Raw genomic sequence first — 22,724 nt, 5'->3', positions numbered from 1 at the left:
GACGTCGCCGGCCCCACCCGGGGTAGGGCCGGCGAGCTCGCGTCAGCGGTTGGAGTCGATGCTGTCCTGCAGCTGCGTCATGTACTCCTCGGCGCTCATGTCGCCGTTGACCAGCAGCGACGCGTTCGTCGAAGCGAGGGAGTTGCTCTCGGAGTCGAGCAGCGCCTCGAACCACAGCACGGTCTCGTCGATGGAGGACATCCGCTCCTGGATGTCGGCGGTAGCGGCCGGGATGTCCCCGACGTCACCGTTCACGGCGAAGCCCGAGAGCACACCGGCGTCGCTGAGGGCCTGCTGGCCGTAGTTCTCAGCGATGCAGGCGAACCAGTCGGCTGTCAGAGGGCCGTAGGTCTCGGGGTTGATCGCCATCGCAGCACCGGCGTTCGCGGGGTACTGGTCGGCGCTGCCGGCGCCCCCGGAGACGTCCGGGAACGGCATGAAGCCGATGTTCTCTTCGCCGACCTCGTTGCGCTCCGGGTCATTGACGGCGCTCAGCAGCCAGGTGCCGTCGTACTTCATCAGCGCCTGTCCGCTCAGCAGGGCGGCCGTGGCCTGGTCGCCGGTGCGGGAGATGAAGCCCTCCCCGAGTGCGCCGCCCAGAGCGAGATCCTGCAGTGCCTGGGCACCGGCCACGTACTCCGGATCGGTCAGGCTCGCCTCACCGTCGCGCACGGCAGCCATGGCGTCGGGGCCGACGTTGCGGAAGATGTACAGACCCATCAGCCGGGTCAGCGGCCAGCCGTCAGCTCCGGCCTGGGCGATCGGGATGTAGCCGGCCTCGGCGGCGGCGTCCGCAGCGTCGACGAGCTCGTCGTAGCTCTGCGGCTCCTCGAGGCCGAGCTCGGCGAGGATCTCCTTGTTGTACCAGAAGCCTTCGAGGTTGTACTGGTACGGCATCGAGACCATCTGGCCGTAGACCGACTCGATCGTCGAGGCGGCGGCGGGGAGCACGTTCTCCCAGGCGCCGGACTCGGTGAAGGCCTCCTGGTAGTCGAGCACCAGCTCGCTACCACCGAGATCGCCCGTGGGCCGGACCTGATCGGTGCCGGCGATGAAGTGCGAGGGGAGCGCACCCTGGCTGGCGAGCAATGTGATCTGCTGCACCGTGTCGGCCTGGGCGATGGTGCGGTGCTCCAGCGGGAGCGCCTCGTTCTCGGCCGAGCACTGGTTCGCCGCGAGGGCGTCGAGTTGGTCGCGCAGGGTGGGGTTCTCGTTCGAGCTCATCACCTCGAAGCTGTCCGGGTCGGTGCCGATGCTCGACCCTGCATCGGAGTCCGAGCCGGTGTCCGAACCTGATCCGGAATCGGTGTCCTCTCCGCCGGAACAGGCGGCGAGGGTCAGTGATGTGGCGAGCAGTGCGCTCGCAGTGACGACGGTGCGCCGCCGGTGACGAATGTTCATGACGTCCTCCTTGACGAGGGTCGCGCACCGAGGCGCGGCCCGCTGTGTGGCTCGCAGTGAGCCTAACTGAGGGTAACTACAGAATCAAGCCTGCATGATTATGCACAGTGGTGCCCCGGACAGTGGGGAATCGATGCGCCCATCGCGATCGTCACCCTGCAATGTGGTTGATTGCGGGCATGGACGCCTGGGATCAGCCGCCTAGGCATCGGTCAGGCGGAGTCCACCCCGAGCCCCATCCGGAACGAGGTCGCGGTGCGTGCCACTCGATACCGCTCCGGAAGTGCCGGCCCCACGGAGGCCGATCCCAGGCCGAGTTGCCCATAGTCCAGGTTCAGCCAGACGTGCCCGGAATCGCGCAGCTCGTGCGGGAAGCGCGCCTGCTGTAGATCTTTCGACGTCCAGCGGCGGGTGGTGAAGTCGAACAGTGGATCGCCCACCGCGCGCAGGTCTGGCACCCCGGGTCCCGAGACCGTCAACTCGCGCGTGTGCACGTGGTTGCCGTTCTCCTGCGGCACCGGATAGTGGACCTGCAGATCGTCGATCGCCGCCTGCCACCGGCCCACCCGGGTTCCCGCGAAGGAGTCCGCGTAGCTGTCACCCGGGCCGCGCCCGAACCACGCGGCGCGCCCGTAGCCACCCGGCAGCCTGAACAACAACCCCAACCGCGGAATCACGATCTCCAGCCCCTTGAGGGGCGTCGAGTCCCACGGCCCGGCGAAGTCGACCTGCGCGTCCAGCCACAGCAGGCCGGCGTGCAGGGACCAGTCGAGCTGGTACTCCAACGCGTGCGGATGCGTGGCTGCGGCGACCCGTCCGTTCACGCGCACCCGATCGCCGTCCGCCTGCACGTCCAGCGTACGGTGCAGCATCCGATCGATCCCGACGGCGGACCACGCCGCCGAGAGGTCGTTGCGGCCTCCCTGGCCCCGGTCGTTCTCGGTGGGGGCGCGGTGCACATCCAGCCACGGCCCCTCCAGCTCGAGGTCTCCCAGGCGCACCAGGCGTCCGGTCTCGCCCTCGAAGGTGGCCGGTCCGAGCACGATTCCCGACGGCGTCCCGTGCGCCCGGATGTCTCCCTCGCCTCGGGCGCCGGTCGTCCGGGCTGCCTCGGGCGCCACCGTGTTTCCAGCGCCTGAGCCTGTGCCCGCGGGTGCTGTCTGAACGCGCGATCCACCGGAGCGCAGCTGGTGCTGGCCCCACGAGACCACGTGGCCCGCCACGGCCCAGGCGGTGTTGTACGCGAGGCGGGCCTCGACGCTCAGGTGAGGTTCGCCGTCGCCGGGCAGTTCGGGCATGGCCCCAGGGAGGGCCACCTCGACGGTGCCTCCGGCGGGGACCGCGGGGACCTCGAGCCCGCCCTCGGCGATCTGCCGGCCGTCCACGAGCAGCTCCCAGCGCCACTGCAGGTCCGCGGTGTCGGTGGCATGGCGCCGGTTCGACACCGTGATCGCGTCCCCGATCGCGATCCGTACCGGCTCGTAGGCCTTGGCCAGTTGGGTCAGGCCGGGGCTGGGGGTGCGGTCGGCGAAGACGAGCCCGTCCAGGCAGAACCGGCCGCCGGTGGGCCGGAAATCGACCGCGCCACCGTGCAGGGTGAACGGTGTGCCGTCGGCGGTGCGGGCATCGAAGCCGTGGTCGATCCACTCCCAGACGAAGCCGCCGCAGAAGCGGTCCGAGCTCTCCAGGATGTGCTGGTAGTCCTGCAGCGAGCCGGGGCCGTTGCCCATCGCGTGCGCGTACTCCACCAGCAGGAACGGCAGGGTGCGGCGGCGGGCGTCCTCGGCGTCGGTGACGTTGTCGGGTCGCGGCTCCTCGCGCCGTCCGATCGCCTCCAGGGCGTCCAGCTCGGGGTACATGCAGGAGTAGAAGTCGGAGTTGCGATAGGAGGGATCGCGTTCGTAGAGCACCGGGCGCGAGGGGTCGCGCTCGCGGATCCACTGCTCGAGCAGGTCGAATCCGGCGCCGGTCCAGCTCTCGTTCGCCATCGACCAGATCACCACGCTCGGGTGGTTCTTGTCCGGTTCGACCATCCGCTCGATGCGGTCCTGCAGGGCGCCGAACCAGGCGGGGTCGTCGGGCGGGTTGTTCTCCCAGCCGGCGTAGATGAACCCGTGGGTCTCCAGGTCGCATTCCTCGACCACCCACAGCCCGTACTCGTCGCACAGGCTCAGGAAGTCCGGGTGCGGGGGATAGTGGCTGGTGCGGACGGCGTCGATGTTGGCGCGCTTCATGATCTCGATGTCGCGGATCATCGTGGCCCGGTCCTGGGTGCGGCCGGTGGCCGGGTCATGCTCGTGCCGGTTCACGCCGTGAAAACGCAACGGTGCACCGTTGGCGAGCAGGACGCCGTCGGCGATCTCGACCCGGCGGAAACCGATCGCCAGCTCGATGGTCTCCTCCGCCGTCGCGAGGGTGCCGCGGTACAGGCGTGGGCGGTCCGCGCTCCACGGCGTGACCGCGGCGGTGACAGTCTCCCCGGCCGGGACGTCGATCCCGAGCTCGGGCACCTGCACCCGGGCGGGTGACCCGTCGGTCACCTCGGCGTCCACCCGGAGCGTGCCGATACCGGTGGTGTGGTCGTAATCAGCGTGAACGAAGTGGTCCTCGATCGCGGCGGCCGGGCGCTCGATCACGTCCACGTCCCGGAAGATCCCGGGCAGCCACCACATGTCCTGGTCCTCCAGGTAGGTGCCCGCCGACCAGCGGTGCACCCGGACGCACAGCACGTTCCGGCCGGGGCGCACCGGGGCGTCGTACTCCACCGGCAGGCGGCTCCCGGTGGACCAACCGATCTCGACCCCGTTCAGCCATACCTTCGCGCAGGAGTCAGCCCCGCGCAGCCGCAGGATCGAGGCGCCCCAGTCCGCCGGGGCGTCGAAGACGAGCCGGTAGTCGCCGGTCGGGTTCTCGGTCGGAACCCGGGGCGGGTCGATCGGGATCGGGAACGCGGTGTTCGTGTACAGCGGTCCCTCGGCCGTCCCTCGCAGCGACCGTGGCTCGCCACCGGCCAGCGGCGTGACGTCCTGGAGCACCCAGTGCGAGGGCACGCGGATCTCGTCCCACCCGCTGTCGTCGAAGTCCTCGGCGAGGAAACCTGCCCCGGTGCCCTCCGCCGTCGGGCACAGCCGGAACCGCCAGGTGCCGTTCAAGGTGAGGGTGCGGGCATCCGTGCGTGCCTCGGCACGAGGCCGACGGCGTCCCTCACCCGGGGCATAGGACTCCCAGTAGCGGGCGGTACTCATGCTGTTCTCTCCTTGTGGCCCTGGGGCGCGTGCAGGTGGGCGGTCGTCTCAGGCGGTACTGGGGACGCGGGTGATCAGCAGGGCGATTGCCTCGCCCTCGGGCAGGCTGAGCGGGGGGTTGCCGGTGGCGTAGGCATCGTTGCGCTGCACGTCTGTCAGCGTGAACGACTCCGGAGCCGGGGTGCGCGTCATGTTCCAGGTGTCGATGATCTCCACAGCGAAGGCGTCTCCCACCTCGAGCCGGTCGCCGCCGTGGCCCTGAGGCAGCCGGAACGTCCACTCGGCAGGGGCTTCGCGGCCGAGGTAGACCAGGTACTGCTCGCGGGGCTCGCCGACGACGCAGGCCGGGTCGTCCCACTTGTCGATCGGGTCCAAGCCGGGGACGTTCAGTCCCTCCAGCACCTCGCGTAGGAATCCCAGGCGTACGGGGCTCTCACCGCGCAGCCGGCCGCCCTCGACGATGTGCAGGCTGCCGGACTCGGTGACGAAGCTCTCCCCGTGTGAGGCGTAGCAGCCCGAGCTGGTGGTGATCCAGAACCGGTCCACCAGCTCCTGCCCGCTGAGCTGGCCCCAGCGTTCGGGGCAATCGCCCTCGTACTTGATCTCATCCAGCACGACCGGCTTGCCGTAGACGTCCCGGTACAGGCTCGCGCGACCGAGCGCCTCAGTCGCGAAGCCGTTCTGGATCGAGACGTGCGTGACCCATGGCTGGTTGTAGTCGTAGAGCTCGATCCAGTTGTGGATCGAACGCAGGTGATCGTGCGCGTCGATCTCGGCAAGCAGCTCACCGGCGCGCGTCCAGCGTTCGGTGGGTCGGTCGGTCATCTGGTCGAACTCGTTGCACAGCGACCACCACACGTTCGGGTAGGCGCCGAGCCGTGCCACCAGGTAGCGCAGGTAGGCGGCGTCCTGGGACTCGGTGAGCTCGTTCAGGCCGAACACGCCGCGATCGTAGGCGTCGAAGATCAGTACATCGGCCTCGATGCCGCGGCTACCCAGGTCCGCGACGAGGGAGTCGAGGCGGCGGAAGAACTCGATGTTCGGGCGGCTCACGTCCCAGCCGTCCGCTGTCTCCTCGAACGGCATCAGCTCGGGGACGTGCTCGACGTAGCCGCCGGCCTGCGGGAAGACCATGAAGCGGAGCTTGTTCAGGCCGGCCTCGCTGAGCGAGGCCACCGTCTCGGTGCGCAGCGGCTCGTCCTGATGGATCCAGTTGTAGACGGTGGCCCCCACCGGGCGGAACGGGGTGCCGTCCTCATGGGCGAAGTGGAAACGAGAGTTGACCCGCACGACTCCGTGGGCGGGGCGGGAGTTGTCGGATTCAGCGGGCTCAGCAGGCTCAGCGGTGAACTCGCCGGATCGGTCATCCAGCTCGGCAGCGTCACTGGTGGTGCGCCACGTCCAGGTTCCGGTGAGCGGGGGAGCGATGCGGGCGAGGTAGCGGCGCTCGCCGTCCCAGAAGCCCAGCACGGTCATGGACCGGCCGCCCTCGTGGGTGAACGTGGCCTGGAACGGCACGCGATCGGCGCGGATCGGCTGCTCCGGTCCGGTGAGCTCGATCTCGTGCGGCTGGTTCACGTGCGCTGTCTGCTGCGGCATACCCGACCTCCTCGTCGTCCCGCACATCGACGGGCTCTCGCTTGCCCGGGCGCTGCGTGCCAGGGCATGTGAAACGTGCTCAGTTGCGTCAGACCACCAATCTAGCGTCTACTACGATGAGAGTGAAACGTTTCGAAACGAAGGTGGTTCCCATGAGCGTCATTGTCGACGCCCCCACGATCGAACATCACCGCGAGCCCCTGGGCATCGGCGAGGCGAGCCCGCGGATCTCCTGGCGAGTCCGCTCCGCAGCGCCTGGGTGGCGGCAGGTCGGTTACCGGCTGCTCATGGCCCGCGGTGGCGACGAGCACGCCGTGGAGGTCGACTCGGCCGAGCAGATCCTCGTGCCGTGGCCGCTGGAACCCCTCTCGTCCCGGGAGGTCGCGACAGTCCGCGTGCAGGTCCGCGGTGAGGACGGGCACTGGTCGGACCCGTCTGAGCCGACGGTCCTGGAGGCCGGTCTGCTGGCCCCCGCGGACTGGCAGGCCCGGCCGGTCGGCGCCCGATCGCTGGAACCGCGCGATTCCGATTCCCGCCGCCCCTCGCTGGTGCGCCGGGAGTTCTCTCTCGACGGCGACATCGCCGGCGCCCGCCTGTACGCCAGTGCCCATGGGCTCTACGAGGCCGAGATCAACGGCGCCCGGGTCGGTACCGACACGCTCTCGCCGGGCTGGACCTCTTACAACACCCGGCTGCGGTACTACACCTACGACGTCACCGAGCTGGTGCACCCGGGCCAGAACGCCGTCGGGGCCTGGCTGGCGGACGGTTGGTACCGCGGGCGAATCGGCTGGTACGAGGGGTTCCGGAACGTCTTCGGGGAGGACCTGTCCTTCATCGGCCAGCTCGAGGTGACCTACACCGACGGGCGGGTCGAGACCATCGCGACCGACCGTAGCTGGCGCACCGCGCCGAGTCCGATCCTGCGCTCGGGCATCTACGACGGCGAGGATCACGACGCCCGGCTGGGACGGCCCGGCTGGTCGACGCCCGGGTTCGACGATGGCGCGTGGGAGCAGGTGGCCGTGCGTTACCGCGACCTCGCCACGCTGGTCGCCCCGACGGCGCCCCCGGTGCGCTGCACCGAAGAAATCAGGCCTGTTGAGGTGCTCACCTCCCCGGCCGGGAATCGCATCCTCGACTTCGGGCAGAACCTCGCCGGGCGGGTGCGGATCCGGGTGAGTGGCCCGGAGGGGACGACAGTGCGGCTGCGTACGGCCGAGGTGCTGCAGGAGGGTGAGCTGTACACGCGACCCTTGCGTTCGGCGCGCTCCACCGACCACTACACCCTGGCCGGGCGCGAGACCGAGCAGTGGGAGCCGCGGTTCACTTTTCACGGGTTCCGCTACGTGGAGGTGGACGGGTGGCCCGGCGATCTCGACGCCGATGTGGCCGACGGCGCCCTGGTGGCGCGGGTGCTGCACACCGATGCCGAGCGCACCGGCTGGTTCGAGTGCTCCGACGAGTTCGTGACCAAGCTGCACGAGAACATCGTCTGGGGGATGCGCTCCAACTTCGTCGACGTGCCCACCGACTGCCCCCAGCGCGACGAGCGCGCCGGGTGGACCGGGGACATCCAGGTGTTCGGGCCCACGGCCTCCTACCTGTACGACGTCTCCGGCATGCTCGCCGGCTGGCTGCGCGACGTCGAGGCTGATCAGCTCCCGGACGGCACTGTGCCCTGGTACGTGCCGGTGATCCCGGCGCACCGGATGTGGACCCCGATCCGCCCCGGTGCCGCCTGGGGAGATGTGGCCACGATGCTGCCGTGGACCCTGTACCAGCGCTTCGGCGACGCGGGGGTGCTCGAGACCCAGTACGGCAGCGCCAGCCGGTGGGTGGATCTGGTGGACCGGCTCGCCGGCGACGATCACCTGTGGGACGAGGGCTTCCAACTCGGCGACTGGCTCGACCCGGCCGCCCCACCGGACGATCCGGCCGATGCGCGCACCGACCGCTACCTGGTGGCGACCGCCTACTTCGCGCGGTCCTCGCGTTTGATGGCTCAGACCGCCGAGAGACTGGGCAAGGCGGAGGACGCCGCCCGCTACGGGCGGCTCGCGGACGCCGTCGCCGAGGCCTTCCGGGCCACCTACGTACTGGGCGACGGGCGGATGACCAGCGACGCCGTCACCGCCTATGCCCTGGGGCTGGAGTTCGACCTGCTCACGCCTGAGCAGCGGGAGGTCGCCGGGCGGCGGCTGGCCGAGCTGGTGCGCGAGGCCGGGCATCGGATCGCGACCGGGTTCGTTGGGACGCCGCTGGTGACCGATGCGTTGACCTCGGCCGGGGAGCTGGAGACCGCCTACGGACTGCTGCAGGAGCGGGAGTGCCCCAGCTGGCTGTATCAGGTGGAGCAGGGCGCGACCACGGTGTGGGAGCGGTGGGACTCGATGCTGCCCGACGGCACCGTGAACCCGGGGAAGATGACCTCGTTCAACCACTACGCCCTGGGCGCCGTGGCGGACTGGCTGCACCGGGTGGTGGCCGGGCTCGCTCCGGCTGAGCCTGGATATCGCCGGATCCGATTCGCCCCGCGGCCCGGTGGTGGGCTCACCCACGCCTCGGCGCGGCACCTCACCCCCTACGGCGAGGCCGCGATCTCGTGGCGGATCGCCCGGGGCGAACTCGTGGTCGACGTGACGGTACCCGTGGGTGCCGAGGCGATCCTGGAGCTGCCGGACTCGGAGCCGGAGCTACTCGGGCACGGGCGGCATCGCCGGATGCGGACCTGAACTGAGCGCGGCCCGCCCGGCGAAGGTGGCTTGAGTGTCGAATCTCGCGCTCTGAACGACACCCAGGCCACCGTCGCCGGGGCGAATCCGCAACGAAGACCTGGCGAATCCGCAACGGCGATCCGGCGAATCCGCAACCGTAGCCTGGCGAATCCGCAGAACCAACGCTAGCCTGATGCCTATGGCGCCCCATCTCGTCCATCGGAACGTGAGTGATCTCGCGGAAGAGACGCTTGCTGACACTCCGGTCACGGTGATCAGCGGAGCCCGGCAGGTCGGCAAGAGCACCTTGATGCAGCAACTCATCTCGGACAGAGATGCGCGGACGATCAACCTCGATCTCGCCGTGGACCGCGCAGCCGCTGAGCGGGACCCAGACGGGTTCGCGATGCAGTATCCGGACGGTCTGCTCGCCATCGACGAGATCCAGCGAGTCCCTGCGCTGCTCACGTCATTGAAGGCAGCGGTCGATCAGGACCGACGACCAGGCCGTTTCATCGTCACAGGTTCGGCTGATCTGCTGTCACTGCGAGGAGCGCAGGAATCGCTGGCAGGCCGGGCGCAGACCATTCCGCTCGAGGGCCTCAGTCGGGGGGAGGTGGCAGAGCGGGTCGAGGACTTCGCTGCGTATGCCTGGAGGCTACCGGCCGGGGTGCCCGCAGATCGACCCGCGTACACCCGCCGCGACTACCTGGAGATCGCGGCTGCCCCCGCATTCCCGGAACTCCGCGAGGCGTCCGCCCGTGCGCGCGGCCGCTGGTTGGAGAACTACGCCGATCGTGTGCTCTCGAAGGACACCACCGATGTCTCCGGGATCACGCATCTGGATCGGCTCGGACCGCTGCTCGACGTTCTCGCCGCCCGCAACGGCAGCGAGTTCGTCACAGCGCGAGCCGCGCGAGAGGTCGACATACCGGAACGTTCCGTGCCCGCCTACCTCCGGGCGATGCAATCGGTCTACCTGATCCGCGTAGTCCCGGGCTGGTCGAACAACCGAGCAACTCGCGCGGTGCGGACGCCGAAGGTGTATCTGAGCGACACTGGTCTTGCGGCCCATCTCGCCGGAGTCGACGTCGACGGCCTCGAGCGCGAGGTGTCCTCGACGTTGACCGGTGGATTCGTCGAGGGCTTCGTGGTCGGTGAGCTGGTGAAACAGCGTGCTTGGTCGCAGAAGTCCTACTCGCTGTCCCACTACCGTGACAACCACGGTCGTGAGGTCGACATCGTGCTCGAAGATCGTCGCCGCGAGGTGGTCGGCGTCGAGGTGAAGTCTGCTGCGACGGTCGGAGCGGGTGATTTCCGTGGTCTGGAACTTCTCCGCGACAAGGTGGGTGAGCGGTTCGTCGCCGGGGTGGTCCTGTATACGGGAACACGTGCCGTGCCCTTCGGTGACCGGCTCTGGGCGTTGCCGCTGGCCACCCTCTGGGAGCACTGAGCAGCGATCGCGAGGGTGGTGTGAGTGTCGAATCTCGCGCTCCGAGCGACACTGGGGCCGCCCTCGCCGCTCGGATGGCGCGGTCACTCCGCGGTCGCCAGATCCCGGTCGAGACGGATCTGCTCACCCGGCGCCAGAGCCAGGTCGCGTGTGCGCTCCCCGTAGCGCACCCGGGTGGTCGTGCCCGTGACCGACCGGATGGTGGCGGATTCGAGCGCCCCGCCGCGCCAGCGCAGGTCCACCTCGACGCCGCCGCGCCCGCGCAGGCCGGCAACCGAGCCGTCGGACCACTGGCCCGGCAGTGCCGGCAGCAGGTCGAACTCGTACACGCCGCCCTCATGTACGTGGCTCTGCAGCAGCATCTCGTTCACAGCGCTGGTCTGGCCGAGGTTGCCGTCGATCTGGAACATCGGGTTCGTCGGGGAGTGCCCGATGAACTTCGATCCGAGGTTGGGCTGCACCGCCTTCTGCAGGTGGAGGTCGAACACTCGTAGTGCCGCATCCCCGTCGCCGAGCCGGGCGTAGGCCATCGACTGGAACCCGCCCTCCCAGCTGCCCAGGCACGAGCCCTTGAGCGGATCTTCCTTCTCCTCCCACCAGCGCTCGGTGTCGAAGATCCGCCGCAACGCTGCCGCCAGCTCGGGCGTGCGGCGCGGGTGGATCTGCGCACTACACACCGCGCCCCAGCTGGAGAGTACCTCCGCCTTCATCGTGCGCCCCCAGTCCTCCAGGTACTCCTGCAGCTGCCCGGTGGTCGGGCTGATCTGCATCGGCGCCAGCCGCGGCAGGGCCGCCGCGATCTCCTCGCACACACCCGCTGCCTCGTCCTCCAGCTCTGCCCTCTCCTCCAGCAGCCGGGATGCGGTCAGAACATTCGTGAACAGCTCGCGCACCATCTGCGTCGTCGGCGTGGTGCCCATCGCCAGCGAGCCAGTGGTGCCATCCGGTGCCACCCAGATGTTCTCGAAGTTGATGTCCGGGGCCGTCACCAGCCAGCCGTGCTCCGGTTCCTCGACGAGCAGGTCCAGGTGGAAGGCCGCAGCGTCCCGAAGTGTCGGCCACGCGTGGCGAAGCTGATCGAGATCACCTGAGAACGCGTAGTGCTCCCACAGGTGCTGGCACAGCCAGGCGTTGCTGGCGACGAAGTTCGACCATTGTGGATTGCTGCCCACCGGCTGAGCGTAGCGCCAGACGTCGGTGCCCTGGTGCGAGACCCAGCCGCGGGCGCCGTAGTGGTCGCGCGCCACCCGCGCCCCGTTCTCACTCAACTCGCGCGTCAGTTCCAGTAGCGGCTCATGGCATTCGGCCAGATTCGCCGCCTCCACCGGCCAGTAGTTCATCTGGGCGTTGCAGTTGATTGTCCAATTTGACCCCCACGCCGGGTTGATCGAGGGGTTCCAGATTCCCTGCAGATTCGCCGGCTGACTGCCCGGCCGGGAGGTGGCGATGAGGATGTACCGCCCGAACTGGTAGTACAGCGCCGCCAGCCCCGGATCTTCACCGCTGCCCGCTACATACGCCGCCACGCGCTCGTCGGTCGGCAGCGCCTCCGCTTCCGAGCGTCCCAGGTCCAGCCGGACCCGGCCGAACAGGTTGGCATGATCACTCACGTGCTCGCCGTGCAGGGCTTCGTAGTCCCTCCCGACGGCGTCCCTCACGTCCGCCTCGACCAGCGCCTTCTCGTCCAGGCCGGCCTGGCTCGGACTCGCGTGCGGGCCGGCGTAGCTCGTGCGCGCGGCCACGATGAGTGTCACGGCGTCACACCCGTCGGCGATCACGACGTCAGCGTCCTCGCTGATCGCCACCGTGCCGCCCTCGGCGATGGCTGCGAGTCGCGCTTCCCATCGCATTCCCCGTTGTTCGGGGCCGTCGTCATACTCCGGCTCGCGGGTCTGCCCCGAGTAGTCGAACGCACGCATCGGGGCACGGCCGGACATCCGCAGCACCGGGCCATCCCTGCCGGCCACTGTGCCGGTCTCGTGCCGCAGCTGGCTGGACAGCGACGCCCGGAACGAAACCATCCCCGGGCGGTCCGCACTCAGCCGCACGACCAGCGCACCGGCCGGATGCGACGCGAAGACCTCCCGGCGGTAGGTGACGCCGTCATGGGTGAAGGTGACCTGCGCCGTCGCCGCAGAAAGATCGAGCTGGCGGCGATAGCCGCTCACCTCACCGAAGGGAAGGTCGAGCGTGAGCCGGCCCAGCGGCATGTACAGCCCCGTGCCGCCGATCCCGCCGAGGGCGTCTGCGGCGAGCTCCTGTGCGCGGGCGTACTCGCCGGCAAGCAGCAGTCGGCGCACCTCGGGCAGGGCGCCCGGTGCCTTCGGGTTGGGCTCGTACCCGGGCTCGCCGGTCCAGAGGGTGTCCTCGTTGAGGTCGATCACCTCCTGTTCCACGCCACCCCACACGCTGGCGCCGAGGTGGCCGTTGCCCAGCAGCAACGTCTCCTGCCAGGTTCGGGCAGGGGTGGTGTACCAGAGGGTGAGGTCGTCGTCCGGGGTGGTCACGATGTGCTCCGCTTTCTCACGGGATAGGAAGAGGTTCTCGCCAGGGTTGTCCTGGTGGGGATGGGAGTCGTGGGCCGGTCAGCCGAAGAACTCCCACTGCTGTCCGCCTTGAGCGAGGCGCTGGGCCTGCTCGGCCGAGCGCACCGGGTGCAGCAGGTACTGGGTGGTGGCGGGGTCGCCGAGTGGGATCTCCCACCCGATCTCCAGCCGGCGGGCGTGCAGCGGCTCGCCGATCGGCCGGTCCGAGCCGTCGAGAGGGGTGACCTGGATGTCGATCGGACCCTGCAGGTCGGTCAGCACCAGCCAGCCCGTCACGGGTTCGATCAGCGTCGGGCCCTCGCCCCAGGTCTCCCAGAGTGTGCGGCGGGCGTTCCACTGGGCGCCGGTGTTCTCGATGCGGGAGCACACCGTGAGAAGCAGCCGTTCACTGCGAGGGATCGGTTGATCATCCAGCGCGCTGAGGGTGATCGCGCAGAACTCGTTGACGACGTCGGCGCTCAGGTGGCGCGTGCTGCGCCCGTGGGCCTTCACGTGCCCGACCAGGGCCTGAGTGCGGTCGGTGTCGATCGTCACCAGGCCGCCGCGCTCGTCCTCGACGTACCAGCCGAGCTCGCCGGTGTCGGCGAGGTAGGGGCCGGGTTGCTCCGGTCCGTGGTCGGCGGTGGGCTCGCCGTCGAGGGAGGAGATCCGGAGCCCATGCCGCAACGCCGTCGAGACCGGGAATCCCGGCGTGAAGTAGGGGCGGGCCGATTCCGGCAGCCGCATGCTCTCCAGCACCTGTTCGGCCGAGTAGGAACGGCTGACGGTCTCCCGCGCGGGCTGCACGTCGGCCCGGGAGAAGATCAGCGCCCCGGCCGCCATCTGGATCATCTTCACCGGATCGAGCGTGATGTCGAAATTGTCGGCCACATGGGGCTGGTACTGACCCTGCAGCTTCGGCTCGAAGGTGTAGAAGAAGATGCCGTCCCAGTCCTGGAAGGCGGCATAGGCGGCGAGGACCGGGATCATCTCGGCCGCGGAAGAGTTCGGGTTCGGGTGATTGACCTCGCTCACCGTGAACGGCTTGCCGGCCACCGGGGAGCGGCTGAGCTTGACGATGGTGGAGTCCAGCGGGTCATCGACCATCGGAGTGTTGCGCGCGCCCCAGATCGCCGGGTGTTGCCAGTACACGTGACCGTCGACCACATCGAGCTCGGAGGTGCCGGCGATGATCGGCTGGTTCGGAATCCAGTAGGTGTGATCGGCACAGCCGACGATCACCGACTCGACGCCCAACTCGTCGGTGAGGTAGCGCTTCATGTCGAGGAAGAAGGTGCGTTCGACGGCGCCGTAGAACTCCCCCTCGGCGTGGAACAGCGACGTGGGTGCCTCGGCGAACTGCTCCACGCGCAGCCGCGGGATCACCTCACCTGCCGCGACCCCGGCGAGGTCTCGCAGCTCGGCCAGTTGGGCTTCCGAGCGGTTCTCGGCCAGCCACCCCTGATACATCGCATCGAGCTGGCGGGCGTAGAACGGCGGGAAGTCGAGCTGGATGTCCGGGCTGTCGGTGGTCCGTTCGCCCCGGAGCCAGTTGCGCATCCAGAACTCCTGCAGGGAGTTCTCGTTCACGATCTCCACGATCGCCACCGCGGGCTCGTGCGCGTACTCGTTGCCGGTGTAGGGGTTGTGGTGTGTGAGCAGGTCGCGGGCGTAGTCCTTCTGCAGCTCGATCAGGCGCTCGCCGATGAAGGTCATGCCCTTCCAGATCCTCACCGCCTCACCGTCGGGCACGTGGTCGCCGGCCTTGTAGGTGCGGCCGACGTTGAGGTTGAGGTTGGTGTAGATCCCGCGCTGTTTGAGCTCGGCGACGAAGAAGTCGAGCCGGTCCAGCTGTTCGGGGTCGAAGGACTGGGTGTGATCGGGCCCAGGGTCGATCAGCCCACTGGGCCGGGTGTCGGCCTCGTTCCGCCGGGGCAGATCCAGGAAGTGGAAGCGCACGCAGTTGATGCCGAATCGGGCCAGGGTGTCCGCCCAGACGGGCGCTTCGTCCTTGGGTGGCAGCAGCGTGGAGCCGCTGGTCCAGCCGGTGAGGTTCACACCCCAGATGCGCAGGCGCTCGCCGTCGGGGGTGACCAGGTGCCCGTCCTGGACCCGGATGAAACCGTCCCGCCCGGCCGGGGCGTCCAGCAGGAACGACAGATTGGCTGCGGACGGTTCGCGCTGGTGGTGGTCGATGACGAACGGGGCGAGGGGGATGTCGCTCATGCTCAACTCCGAACGTGAGAAGCGCGGGTGGGCCACCTCCTCAGCCGGCCCGCCCGCTCGTCCGGCCGGTGAGTGTTGCTCATATGACTGTCAGATCGATGCATGATTATGCAGCACTGACAGTGGTTCCACTTCAGGGTAGCTCGTCGGGGCAGTGTCGCAACGCATTTCAGTGATGTGGGCAGCGGACTAAGCGCACATTGCCGGGTGCGCACACCGATTTCAGCCGCGGCTCGGGTAGTGAGGAAGCTATCTCGATGCCGCGCTTGTGCCGGAGTGATTCTGGCCACGTTGAGACGAGCGCGCTCTTGGTCCGCGGCTATGCGGTTTCGTGAAGAAGCCACCGTGTGGACTGCCGGAGAATCTCGAGGTGCTCTTCAGAGTCGTAGGAGCGCACGTCGTGCCCAAGTGCGCTGTAGACCACACGTCCTTGCCGGTGCCCATGCTCTAGGGCCCAGAGCAAGGGATGCTGCACGCCGTCATGAACATGATGCGCGAGTACGTGGACGTCAGGTGAGTAGCGGAGAAAACTGTAGCGCTCATCCCAGACCGTGAAGTCAGGTGTCTCCTCGACGATGGGGTGCGTACCCGTGTGCACCACGACATCCGCCAGACCGTGTGGAGGATGCATGGACTGTCCGGCGACCCATCGTCCGCCCAGGCACTCCTCCCAGGCGTCCATACCGGGAAAGGAAGTGGCTGAGACGTGGACAGCCAACAAGGCGCCGCCCCGCGCGATGTGATCACGGAGCCCCAATGCTGCCGCGTCTCTCGCGCTGCTGGCTTCGGACTCTGCCGGCTTGCCGACATTGACGACGAGAAGGTCGACGCCGCGCAGGTCTGCCAATCCAGTCTCTACCTCCTCAGTGACCTCAACTCGGTGACCCTCCGTGTGGAGCAGCTGCTCCAGTCGCTTCGTGGTGTCCGGAAAGGCGTGGTAAGGGTCCGCGTATCGTCCCGCCCCCGAGAGCACTCGCACATCTGCCATGTCGCCTCCATTTGTTAGTGGGTCTAATAAACGCTACCGTGCTGACGTGCCGAACCGCGAACCATCGACGTCAGAAGGTCTTCGTCGGACCAACCTCGCGAAAGTGCTTCAGTTCATTCATCGCGATGGACCGACGTCTCGGGCGGACCTGACCGTGCGGAGTGGGCTGAGTCGACCCACAGTAGGACTTGTCCTGTCCACCCTCGCGTCGGCGGGGCTGGTGACTGTCGGCAAGGCCCGCCAGGGCTCTGGTGGTGGCCGCCCATCGCCCGTGGTCGAGCCGACAGATCAGCACCTGGTCGCGACCGTCTACGTCGACGTGACCGGTGTTGAGGTCGCGCTTTGTGGGCTTGGGGGACGAATCCTGGCAGTAGCGGCGACGAATTCGTCGGTGCGCGATCCCGAGTGGGTTGTGGGTGAGGCCGCGCGGCTACTCGATCGCCTCCTTGTCCCATTCAATGGGATAAGTCGGGTTCTGCGTGTGGTCGCGGTGGTGCCAGGCCGTGTGAAGAGCGATGAGGGGCTGGTGGTGAACGCCCCGCACCTTCAATGGCAGCGCGTCGCGCTGGCAACGGCGCTCGCCGAGGCAACTGGGCTGCCTTCCGAACTGGCGCACGATGGCCATGCAGGAGCACTCGCCGAGTGGCGCTGGGGCACCGGCCGGGAGACGAACGACCTCATCTACCTGTACGCCGGTCCAGGTGGCGTCGGTGCAGGCATCATCAGCGCGGGAAGCCTGCTGCGAGGTTCACATGAGTTGGCAGGGCGCCTCGCTCACGTTGCTGTCTCCGACGACGGGCCATTGTGCTACTGCGGAGCTCACGGTTGCTTGACGACCCACCTGTCCGCTGCGGCGCTCGATGCAGCCATCGGCGGCAACGGTGTGGAGCGGAGCGCAGCGAGCCTCGCCGAGAGGATGGCTGACCTCGGCGCTGACCATCCAGTGATGCAGCGCCTGGCCGCCCAACTCACGCGTGGCCTACGCACGGTCGTTGCGGTGTTTGACCCGGACGTCATCGTTCTTGCGGGCGCGTTGACCGGATTCCTTAACGTTGCGGGCACTCGAGTTGCTGGAGCGCTGGCCCACACGAACCTAGATGTGGCGCGAGACGCTGTCCGAGTCGTCGAACCGACGCTCGGTAGTCAGCAACTCCACATCGGCGCATCTGACATCGGGTTCGCCTCACTGCTGGAGGACCCTTCGCCAACGATCGCTACGGCGGATGGATCGTGAGTCGGCCACGTCTGTATGTACTGTCGCTCGGACTGCTGCTGACCCTGAGCACGTTGACAATCGATGTCTATCTTCCCGCCTTTCCTGAGATCGCAGCCGATCTGGGTGCAGATCCGGCGCAGGTACAGTTCACCTTCACGTCCGCGATGTGCGGCATGGTCGTCGGACAACTACTCGTCGGGTCGTGGAGCGATCAGGTAGGCAGACGCTTGCCGATCGTGCTGGCGATCGTGCTTCACGCGAGTGCCTCGGTGGTGTGCGCGGTGGCGCCGAACGTGGGCGTTCTCACTCTCGCCCGGTTCGCACAGGGTCTAGCATCGGCGGCTATCGGCACTGTTGCACTCGCGCAAGTCCGCGACCTCCACACGGGTGCACGGATGCTGCGGATGCTTGCAACGATGGCGCTTGTCTCCGGCGCGGCGATCGCAGCGGGGCCACTGCTCGGATCACTACTCCTGCAGGTCCTGAGCTGGCGCGGAGTCTTCGTGGCACTCGCAAGCTACGGATTGCTGCTCGGCACGATCGCCTATCTGGTCGTAGGCGAGACACTCCCGCTCGAGCGTCGCCAGAGGGGAGGTCTGCCGCAGCGTGCGCGACAGTTTCGGTTGTTCCTTCGAGACCGAATATTCGTCGGCCTCATCCTGGTAACGGGGTGTGCGTGGGCTGCGATGTACACCTACCTCGCGTCGTCCTCGTTCGTGTTTCAGAGTGTGTACCAACTGAGTGCCACGCAGTACGGCATCGTCTTTGCAAGCCATGCCCTACTGATGCTCGGTGGGACGCAACTCGGCGCGCGGCTCGTTTCCAGGGTTTCGATTCCTCACGTGGTCGTGATCTCCACCTCCGGTCTCACGCTGAGTACGGCCTCGATGCTCGTGGTGTCGCTCGCAGGCTCCGCGAACCTCATTGGCTTCCTGATCCCTTTGTGGGTGTTCACCTTCTTTCTTGGGCTCAACACTCCATGCATCCAGACACTCGCGTTGAGCCGCCATGCTGACTCCGCTGGTGCCGCCGCCGGATTGCTGAATGCCACGAGGCAGAGTCTGGGTGCGGTGAGTACCCCGCTGCCGGCAGCGCTGGGCTCAGTGGCGGTCAGCACGTTGGCCGTCGTGATGGTGGGTACGCAACTCCTCGGAGTCGCCATCCTGTGGTTGGTGGTCCGGCCGCTGCGGCTGCGGGGATGATCTGGGTAGCACCAGGGTGGCGTCGAGACGCGCTCTCGTGCCACCAGTTCGCCTAGCATTCAGGCGTGAGTTCACAGGACCGGCACCGCGGCTCGCCGACTATGGCCGACGTCGCCACCGCAGTTGGGGTCTCCAAGATGGCGGTGTCGCTGGCGATGAATGGCCGGCCCGGCGTCTCCGAAGCAACCCGCGAGCGGATCCGTCGTGCCGCTGCAGAGATGGGATGGGAGCCAGATCCGGCCGCCCGTGTCCTTGCCGGCGGACGCGCTGATTCGGTCGGCCTAGTACTCAGGCGCACTGTGGCCGACCTGGCGCTTGATACATTCTATATGCAACTTTTTGCCGCAGTCAGCGGCAGGCTCGGCGCGTCCGGCGCATCGTTGGCGCTGCACGTCGCTGCAGACGAAGCGAGTGAGGACTCGACCTATCGGTCGCTTGCGCGTCGCCGGAGTGTCGATGCCGTTCTGGTGACCGATGTCGCACTGGACGATCGCCGCTCCAGCCTGCTCGCCGAGCTCAAGATGCCCACCGTGGCACTCGGCGGGCCCGGAACGGCCTTCGCCACGCTTCATGCAGACGAACTTGGTCCGATCCGCCAGGTGGTCGAGCACCTGAAGGATCGTGGATTCGAGAGATTGATCCGGGTCGCCGGCGACTTCGACTTCAGTTACACCAGCACGCGTACAGAGGCCTTCCTTTCAACCGCGTCCGAATCGGGTGTCGACGCCGGTGTCGTGTCGTCGGCTGCTGGCGCCGAGGCGGGTCGCGGTGTCACGCGCGAGGTGCTTGAGGCGGAGCCGGGTCGGCTGGCCATTGTCTACGAAAACGACTTGCTCGCACTCGGTGGGGTCGAAGCGATCCGGATCGCTGGTCGGCGCATTCCCGACGACGTCGGTGTCGTGTCGTGGGACGGTTCTGCGCTGGCTGACGCGATCCGCCCCCGCCTGACAACCATCCGGCGCGACATCGGCGCACTCGGCTCCCGAGCAGCGGAGGAGTTGCTGCGAACCCCGAGCGCGCCTGGAAGCGGATTCCTGTTGGCTTCAGGGGAGGACTATTCCCGACCACAACTTGTCGTTGGCGAAACGACCTGACCCATCGCGCATTTACCGGTAAAGTTCTCGGCATGACGACTCCACCGGTAGCCAGCGCCTCACATACGACCGTCCTTGACCGCGGATGGGTCCTCGAGCTCACCGACCCCTCCGCCGGCACTGAGGTTCCGGATCGCGTCCGCGACGCGCTGCCGGTCGAGGCGGATACCCCCGGGACCGTGCACACCGATCTCCTACGGCATGGTCTGATCTGCGACCCCTACATCGATCGGAACGAACTCACTCTCGATTGGGTCGGTCGAACCTCGTGGTCGTACACGCGTGTACTGGAAGCGCCGGCCGAGTGGTTCGATGACGACACTCTGACGGCCGGGACCCGTGTGCAACTCGAGTTCGATGGGCTCGACACGGTGGCCACGGTCCTGCTGAACGGTATCGAGCTGGCGAAGACAGCCAACATGCATCGCCGGTGGATCATCGACGTCGCCCCGGCGCTACGTCCTGGTAACAACGAGCTCGTGGTCCGCTTCGACTCGGTTTGGGACTATGCGGCACGGGTTGCTCAGCAGGTCGGCGAACGCCCCAATGCGTACCCCACCCCATTCAACCTCGTCCGCAAGAACGCCTCGAACTTCGGTTGGGACTGGGGTCCGACGCTCGTCACCGCAGGAATCTGGCGCGAAGCTCGCGTGGTCCGGCACCAGCAGGTGTGGATCTCTCAGGTTCGACCCATCGTGAGAGTCAGCGGCGATACGGGTACTGTCGATCTCTCGGTCGACCTCGACTGGATCACATCCGAGCCGAGCCCGGTGCGGCTGGTGGGCGAGATCGCGGGGCAGACTGCCAGTCTCCTCGTGGAGCCCGACGACAAGAGCCGGACAGCGCGGGCGACTGTGCAGCTGACCGTGAAGAATCCGCGCCTGTGGTGGCCCGTCGACCTCGGAGACCAACCACTGTACCGAGCATCACTCACACTCGAAAGCGACGCTGGGCCACTCGACGACTGGTCCAGCGAGCTCGCGTTCCGAACGGTGGAGCTCCTGACGGAGGCCGATGACACAGGCACTGGCTTTGCTGTCGCGGTCAACGGCGTCACGGTGCCGGTGCGTGGCGCGAACTGGATTCCTGACGACTGCTTTCTGCCCAGGGTCACTCCGCAGCGATTGCGCCAGCGCCTGGATCAGGCCGTGGGTGCGAATCTGAACCTTCTGCGAGTCTGGGGTGGTGGCGTGTACGAGAGCGACGCCTTCTACACTGAGTGCGACGCCCGTGGCATCATGGTGTGGCAGGACTTCTTGTTCGCTTGCGCCGCCTACCCCGAGGAAGAGCCGCTGCGCAGCGAGGTGATCGCTGAAGCTGAGGACAACGTCGCCCGACTGATGGCTCACCCGAGCTTGATCCTGTGGAACGGAAACAACGAGAACATCTGGGGCTGGCACGACTGGGGCTGGCAGCCCAAGCTGGAAGACAGGACGTGGGGGCGCGGCTATTACCTGAGGGATCTACCGGCTGTTGTTGCTGAGGTCGACCCGACTCGCCCCTACTGGCCCGGTAGCCCGTACTCCGGGAGCGAAGGCATCCACCCCAATGATCCTGCGCACGGTTGCACGCACATCTGGGATGTCTGGAACAGCGCGAGCTGGCGTCACTACGCTAACTATGATGCACGATTCGTGTCGGAGTTCGGCTGGCAGGGCCCGCCGACCTGGGCGACCATGACCCAGTCCATCCGGGATGAGCCGTTGACTCCCGACTCGCCGGGAATGCTCCACCACCAGAAGGCGGAGGACGGCAACGGCAAACTGGAGCGCGGACTCAGGCCCCACCTCGATGTTCCGACGTCCATCGACGACTGGCACTGGGCCATGCAACTCAATCAGGCACATGCCATCCGATTCGGGATCGAGCATTTCCGATCCCGTCGTCCTCGGAACCAGGGGTACATCGTCTGGCAGTTGAACGACTGTTGGCCGGTCACCTCCTGGGCTGCGGTCGACGGCTATGGTCGTGCGAAGCCGCTATGGTTCGCGCTGCGCGCAGCCGGCGCCCCACGGCTTGTCACCGTGCACCCCCGGGACGCCGGGGCGGGGTACGAAGTGACCTGTGTGAACGACCTGGGATCTACGTGGCGCGAGTCTGTCACCGTGACAAGGCACCGATTCGACGGCACGGAGCTCGCGAGGATGGAAACGCGCTTGGTCGTCGATCGGTTTGGTGCCACGACTCTTCCCATACCCGCAGATGTCGCAGAGGCTGCAGACAAAACTGCGGAGATCCTCGTTGTCGAGACGGCAAGTGGGCTGAGAGCGACGCACCTGTACGCCGAACCGCGAGACCTTGCCTTGCCGCCGGTCGACGTCCTAGCCGCGACGATTCGTGAGAAGGACGATGTGATCGTGAGTGTGACCGCACGATCGCTCATCGTTGATCTGGTGATCTTCCCGGACCGTCTCCATCCTGACGCCACCGCCTCTGAAGCGTTGATCACGCTGCTGCCAGGGGAGCGCACCGAGGTGGTCGTCAGTGGACTACCGTCCGGGCTCGAGGGGTCATTGGGCAGGCGTCCCGTCCTGCGCGCTCTCAACGACCTGGTGTCCCTCAGCTAGCGGTTCGCCGTGAGGGCGGGCGTGCGTGACCTCTCCCGGGTCGATGCCGCCCGCCATCACCGTGGCGACGCGCTGGTGCGCGCCAGATCTCACGCGTCGTGCGTGTTCGAGTGCGAGATGTCTCGCCTCGGCTACCCGGCGGCCGCGAATCGCCTCGAGTAGGTCCCGATGGATTGCTACTGAGCCTGAATCGGGTAGTTCGCCGAGTGACAATTGGCCCCGGTAGGCGGAATTCACTGTTGAACCAAGCGCCGAGTCCATCGCCTCGAGGACGAAGCGAAGCATCTCATTACCTGAGGCCGCTACCAGAGCATGATGGAACTCGACGTTCGCCACGCGGAACCGTTGAAGGTCAGGCGCGGACTCCATCAGTTCGCAAGCGCGTTCTGCCATGCTGAGTGCTGCTTCGCGCGCGGCGGTGCGTGAGTTTGCCGCGAGCTCGGCCACATACACACCGAGATTGTCGTTCACACTCATCAGCTCGAGCAGAC

13 protein-coding genes are annotated in these 22,724 nt (G+C 67.4%); 6 read left to right on the top strand and 7 right to left on the bottom strand.

Features of this window, described 5'->3' with window-relative positions:
* Positions 1-42 precede the first annotated feature (42 nt).
* The 3 genes from FV560_RS00970 to FV560_RS00960 all read right to left on the bottom strand — a co-directional run bounded on the left by FV560_RS00970 (position 43) and on the right by FV560_RS00960 (position 6,245).
* Positions 43-1,401 (bottom strand): ABC transporter substrate-binding protein, encoded by a 1,359-nt coding sequence (locus FV560_RS00970; protein ID WP_159618383.1) that lies wholly within the window; start codon positions 1,399-1,401, stop codon positions 43-45.
* Positions 1,402-1,613: 212 nt separating this feature from the next.
* Positions 1,614-4,646, bottom strand: coding sequence for a glycoside hydrolase family 2 TIM barrel-domain containing protein (locus FV560_RS00965; RefSeq protein ID WP_159618381.1), 3,033 nt, complete (start codon positions 4,644-4,646; stop codon positions 1,614-1,616).
* Positions 4,647-4,694: 48 nt separating this feature from the next.
* Positions 4,695-6,245 (bottom strand): apiosidase-like domain-containing protein, encoded by a 1,551-nt coding sequence (locus FV560_RS00960; RefSeq protein ID WP_159618379.1) that lies wholly within the window; start codon positions 6,243-6,245, stop codon positions 4,695-4,697.
* Between the two features lie 152 nt (positions 6,246-6,397).
* Between FV560_RS00960 and FV560_RS00955 the strand changes: the two genes are divergently transcribed.
* Together FV560_RS00955 and FV560_RS00950 are read left to right on the top strand one after the other, a co-directional pair.
* On the top strand, positions 6,398-8,980 hold the full coding sequence (locus FV560_RS00955) for a glycoside hydrolase family 78 protein (protein WP_159618377.1): 2,583 nt from the start codon (positions 6,398-6,400) through the stop codon (positions 8,978-8,980).
* 181 nt (positions 8,981-9,161) lie between these two features.
* On the top strand, positions 9,162-10,415 hold the full coding sequence (locus FV560_RS00950) for an ATP-binding protein (protein WP_159618375.1): 1,254 nt from the start codon (positions 9,162-9,164) through the stop codon (positions 10,413-10,415).
* Between the two features lie 83 nt (positions 10,416-10,498).
* On the opposite strand, the gene FV560_RS00945 is transcribed toward FV560_RS00950, so the two are convergent.
* From FV560_RS00945 to FV560_RS00935, 3 genes are all read right to left on the bottom strand, one after another.
* Positions 10,499-12,922, bottom strand: a complete 2,424-nt coding sequence (locus tag FV560_RS00945) for a glycoside hydrolase family 95 protein (RefSeq protein WP_159618373.1) — start codon at positions 12,920-12,922, stop codon at positions 10,499-10,501.
* Between the two features lie 78 nt (positions 12,923-13,000).
* A complete protein-coding gene (locus tag FV560_RS00940) occupies positions 13,001-15,166 on the bottom strand; it encodes a glycoside hydrolase family 5 protein (RefSeq protein ID WP_159618371.1) in 2,166 nt (721 codons plus the stop codon).
* Between the two features lie 319 nt (positions 15,167-15,485).
* Positions 15,486-16,154 (bottom strand): ThuA domain-containing protein, encoded by a 669-nt coding sequence (locus FV560_RS00935; protein WP_159618369.1) that lies wholly within the window; start codon positions 16,152-16,154, stop codon positions 15,486-15,488.
* Between FV560_RS00935 and FV560_RS00930 the strand changes: the two genes are divergently transcribed.
* The 4 genes from FV560_RS00930 to FV560_RS00915 all read left to right on the top strand — a co-directional run bounded on the left by FV560_RS00930 (position 16,153) and on the right by FV560_RS00915 (position 22,233).
* On the top strand, positions 16,153-17,388 hold the full coding sequence (locus FV560_RS00930) for an ROK family transcriptional regulator (protein ID WP_235019845.1): 1,236 nt from the start codon (positions 16,153-16,155) through the stop codon (positions 17,386-17,388). The genes FV560_RS00935 and FV560_RS00930 overlap by 2 nt on opposite strands.
* The gene (locus FV560_RS00925) at positions 17,385-18,572 is read left to right on the top strand and encodes a Bcr/CflA family efflux MFS transporter (RefSeq protein WP_159618365.1); all 1,188 of its coding nucleotides are present in this window, start codon (positions 17,385-17,387) and stop codon (positions 18,570-18,572) included. Before FV560_RS00930 ends, FV560_RS00925 begins: the two co-directional genes overlap by 4 nt.
* Positions 18,573-18,637: 65 nt before the next feature.
* Positions 18,638-19,666 carry a LacI family DNA-binding transcriptional regulator gene (locus FV560_RS00920; protein ID WP_159618363.1) on the top strand — a complete coding sequence of 343 codons (1,029 nt, stop codon included), beginning with the start codon at positions 18,638-18,640 and terminating at the stop codon, positions 19,664-19,666.
* A gap of 32 nt (positions 19,667-19,698) precedes the next feature.
* Positions 19,699-22,233, top strand: a complete 2,535-nt coding sequence (locus FV560_RS00915; RefSeq protein ID WP_159618361.1) for a glycoside hydrolase family 2 protein — start codon at positions 19,699-19,701, stop codon at positions 22,231-22,233.
* Here FV560_RS00915 and FV560_RS20210 read toward each other — a convergent pair.
* Positions 22,177-22,710 (bottom strand): FadR/GntR family transcriptional regulator, encoded by a 534-nt coding sequence (locus tag FV560_RS20210; RefSeq protein WP_235019844.1) that lies wholly within the window; start codon positions 22,708-22,710, stop codon positions 22,177-22,179. The genes FV560_RS00915 and FV560_RS20210 overlap by 57 nt on opposite strands.
* Positions 22,711-22,724: the final 14 nt, after the last annotated feature.

The sequence above is a fragment of the Ruania rhizosphaerae genome (assembly GCF_009805705.1).
Classification (GTDB): Bacteria; Actinomycetota; Actinomycetes; order Actinomycetales; family Beutenbergiaceae; genus Ruania; species Ruania rhizosphaerae.
The sequence above is the reverse complement of the archived record's forward strand: the minus strand, read 5'-3'. Positions and strand labels throughout refer to the sequence as shown.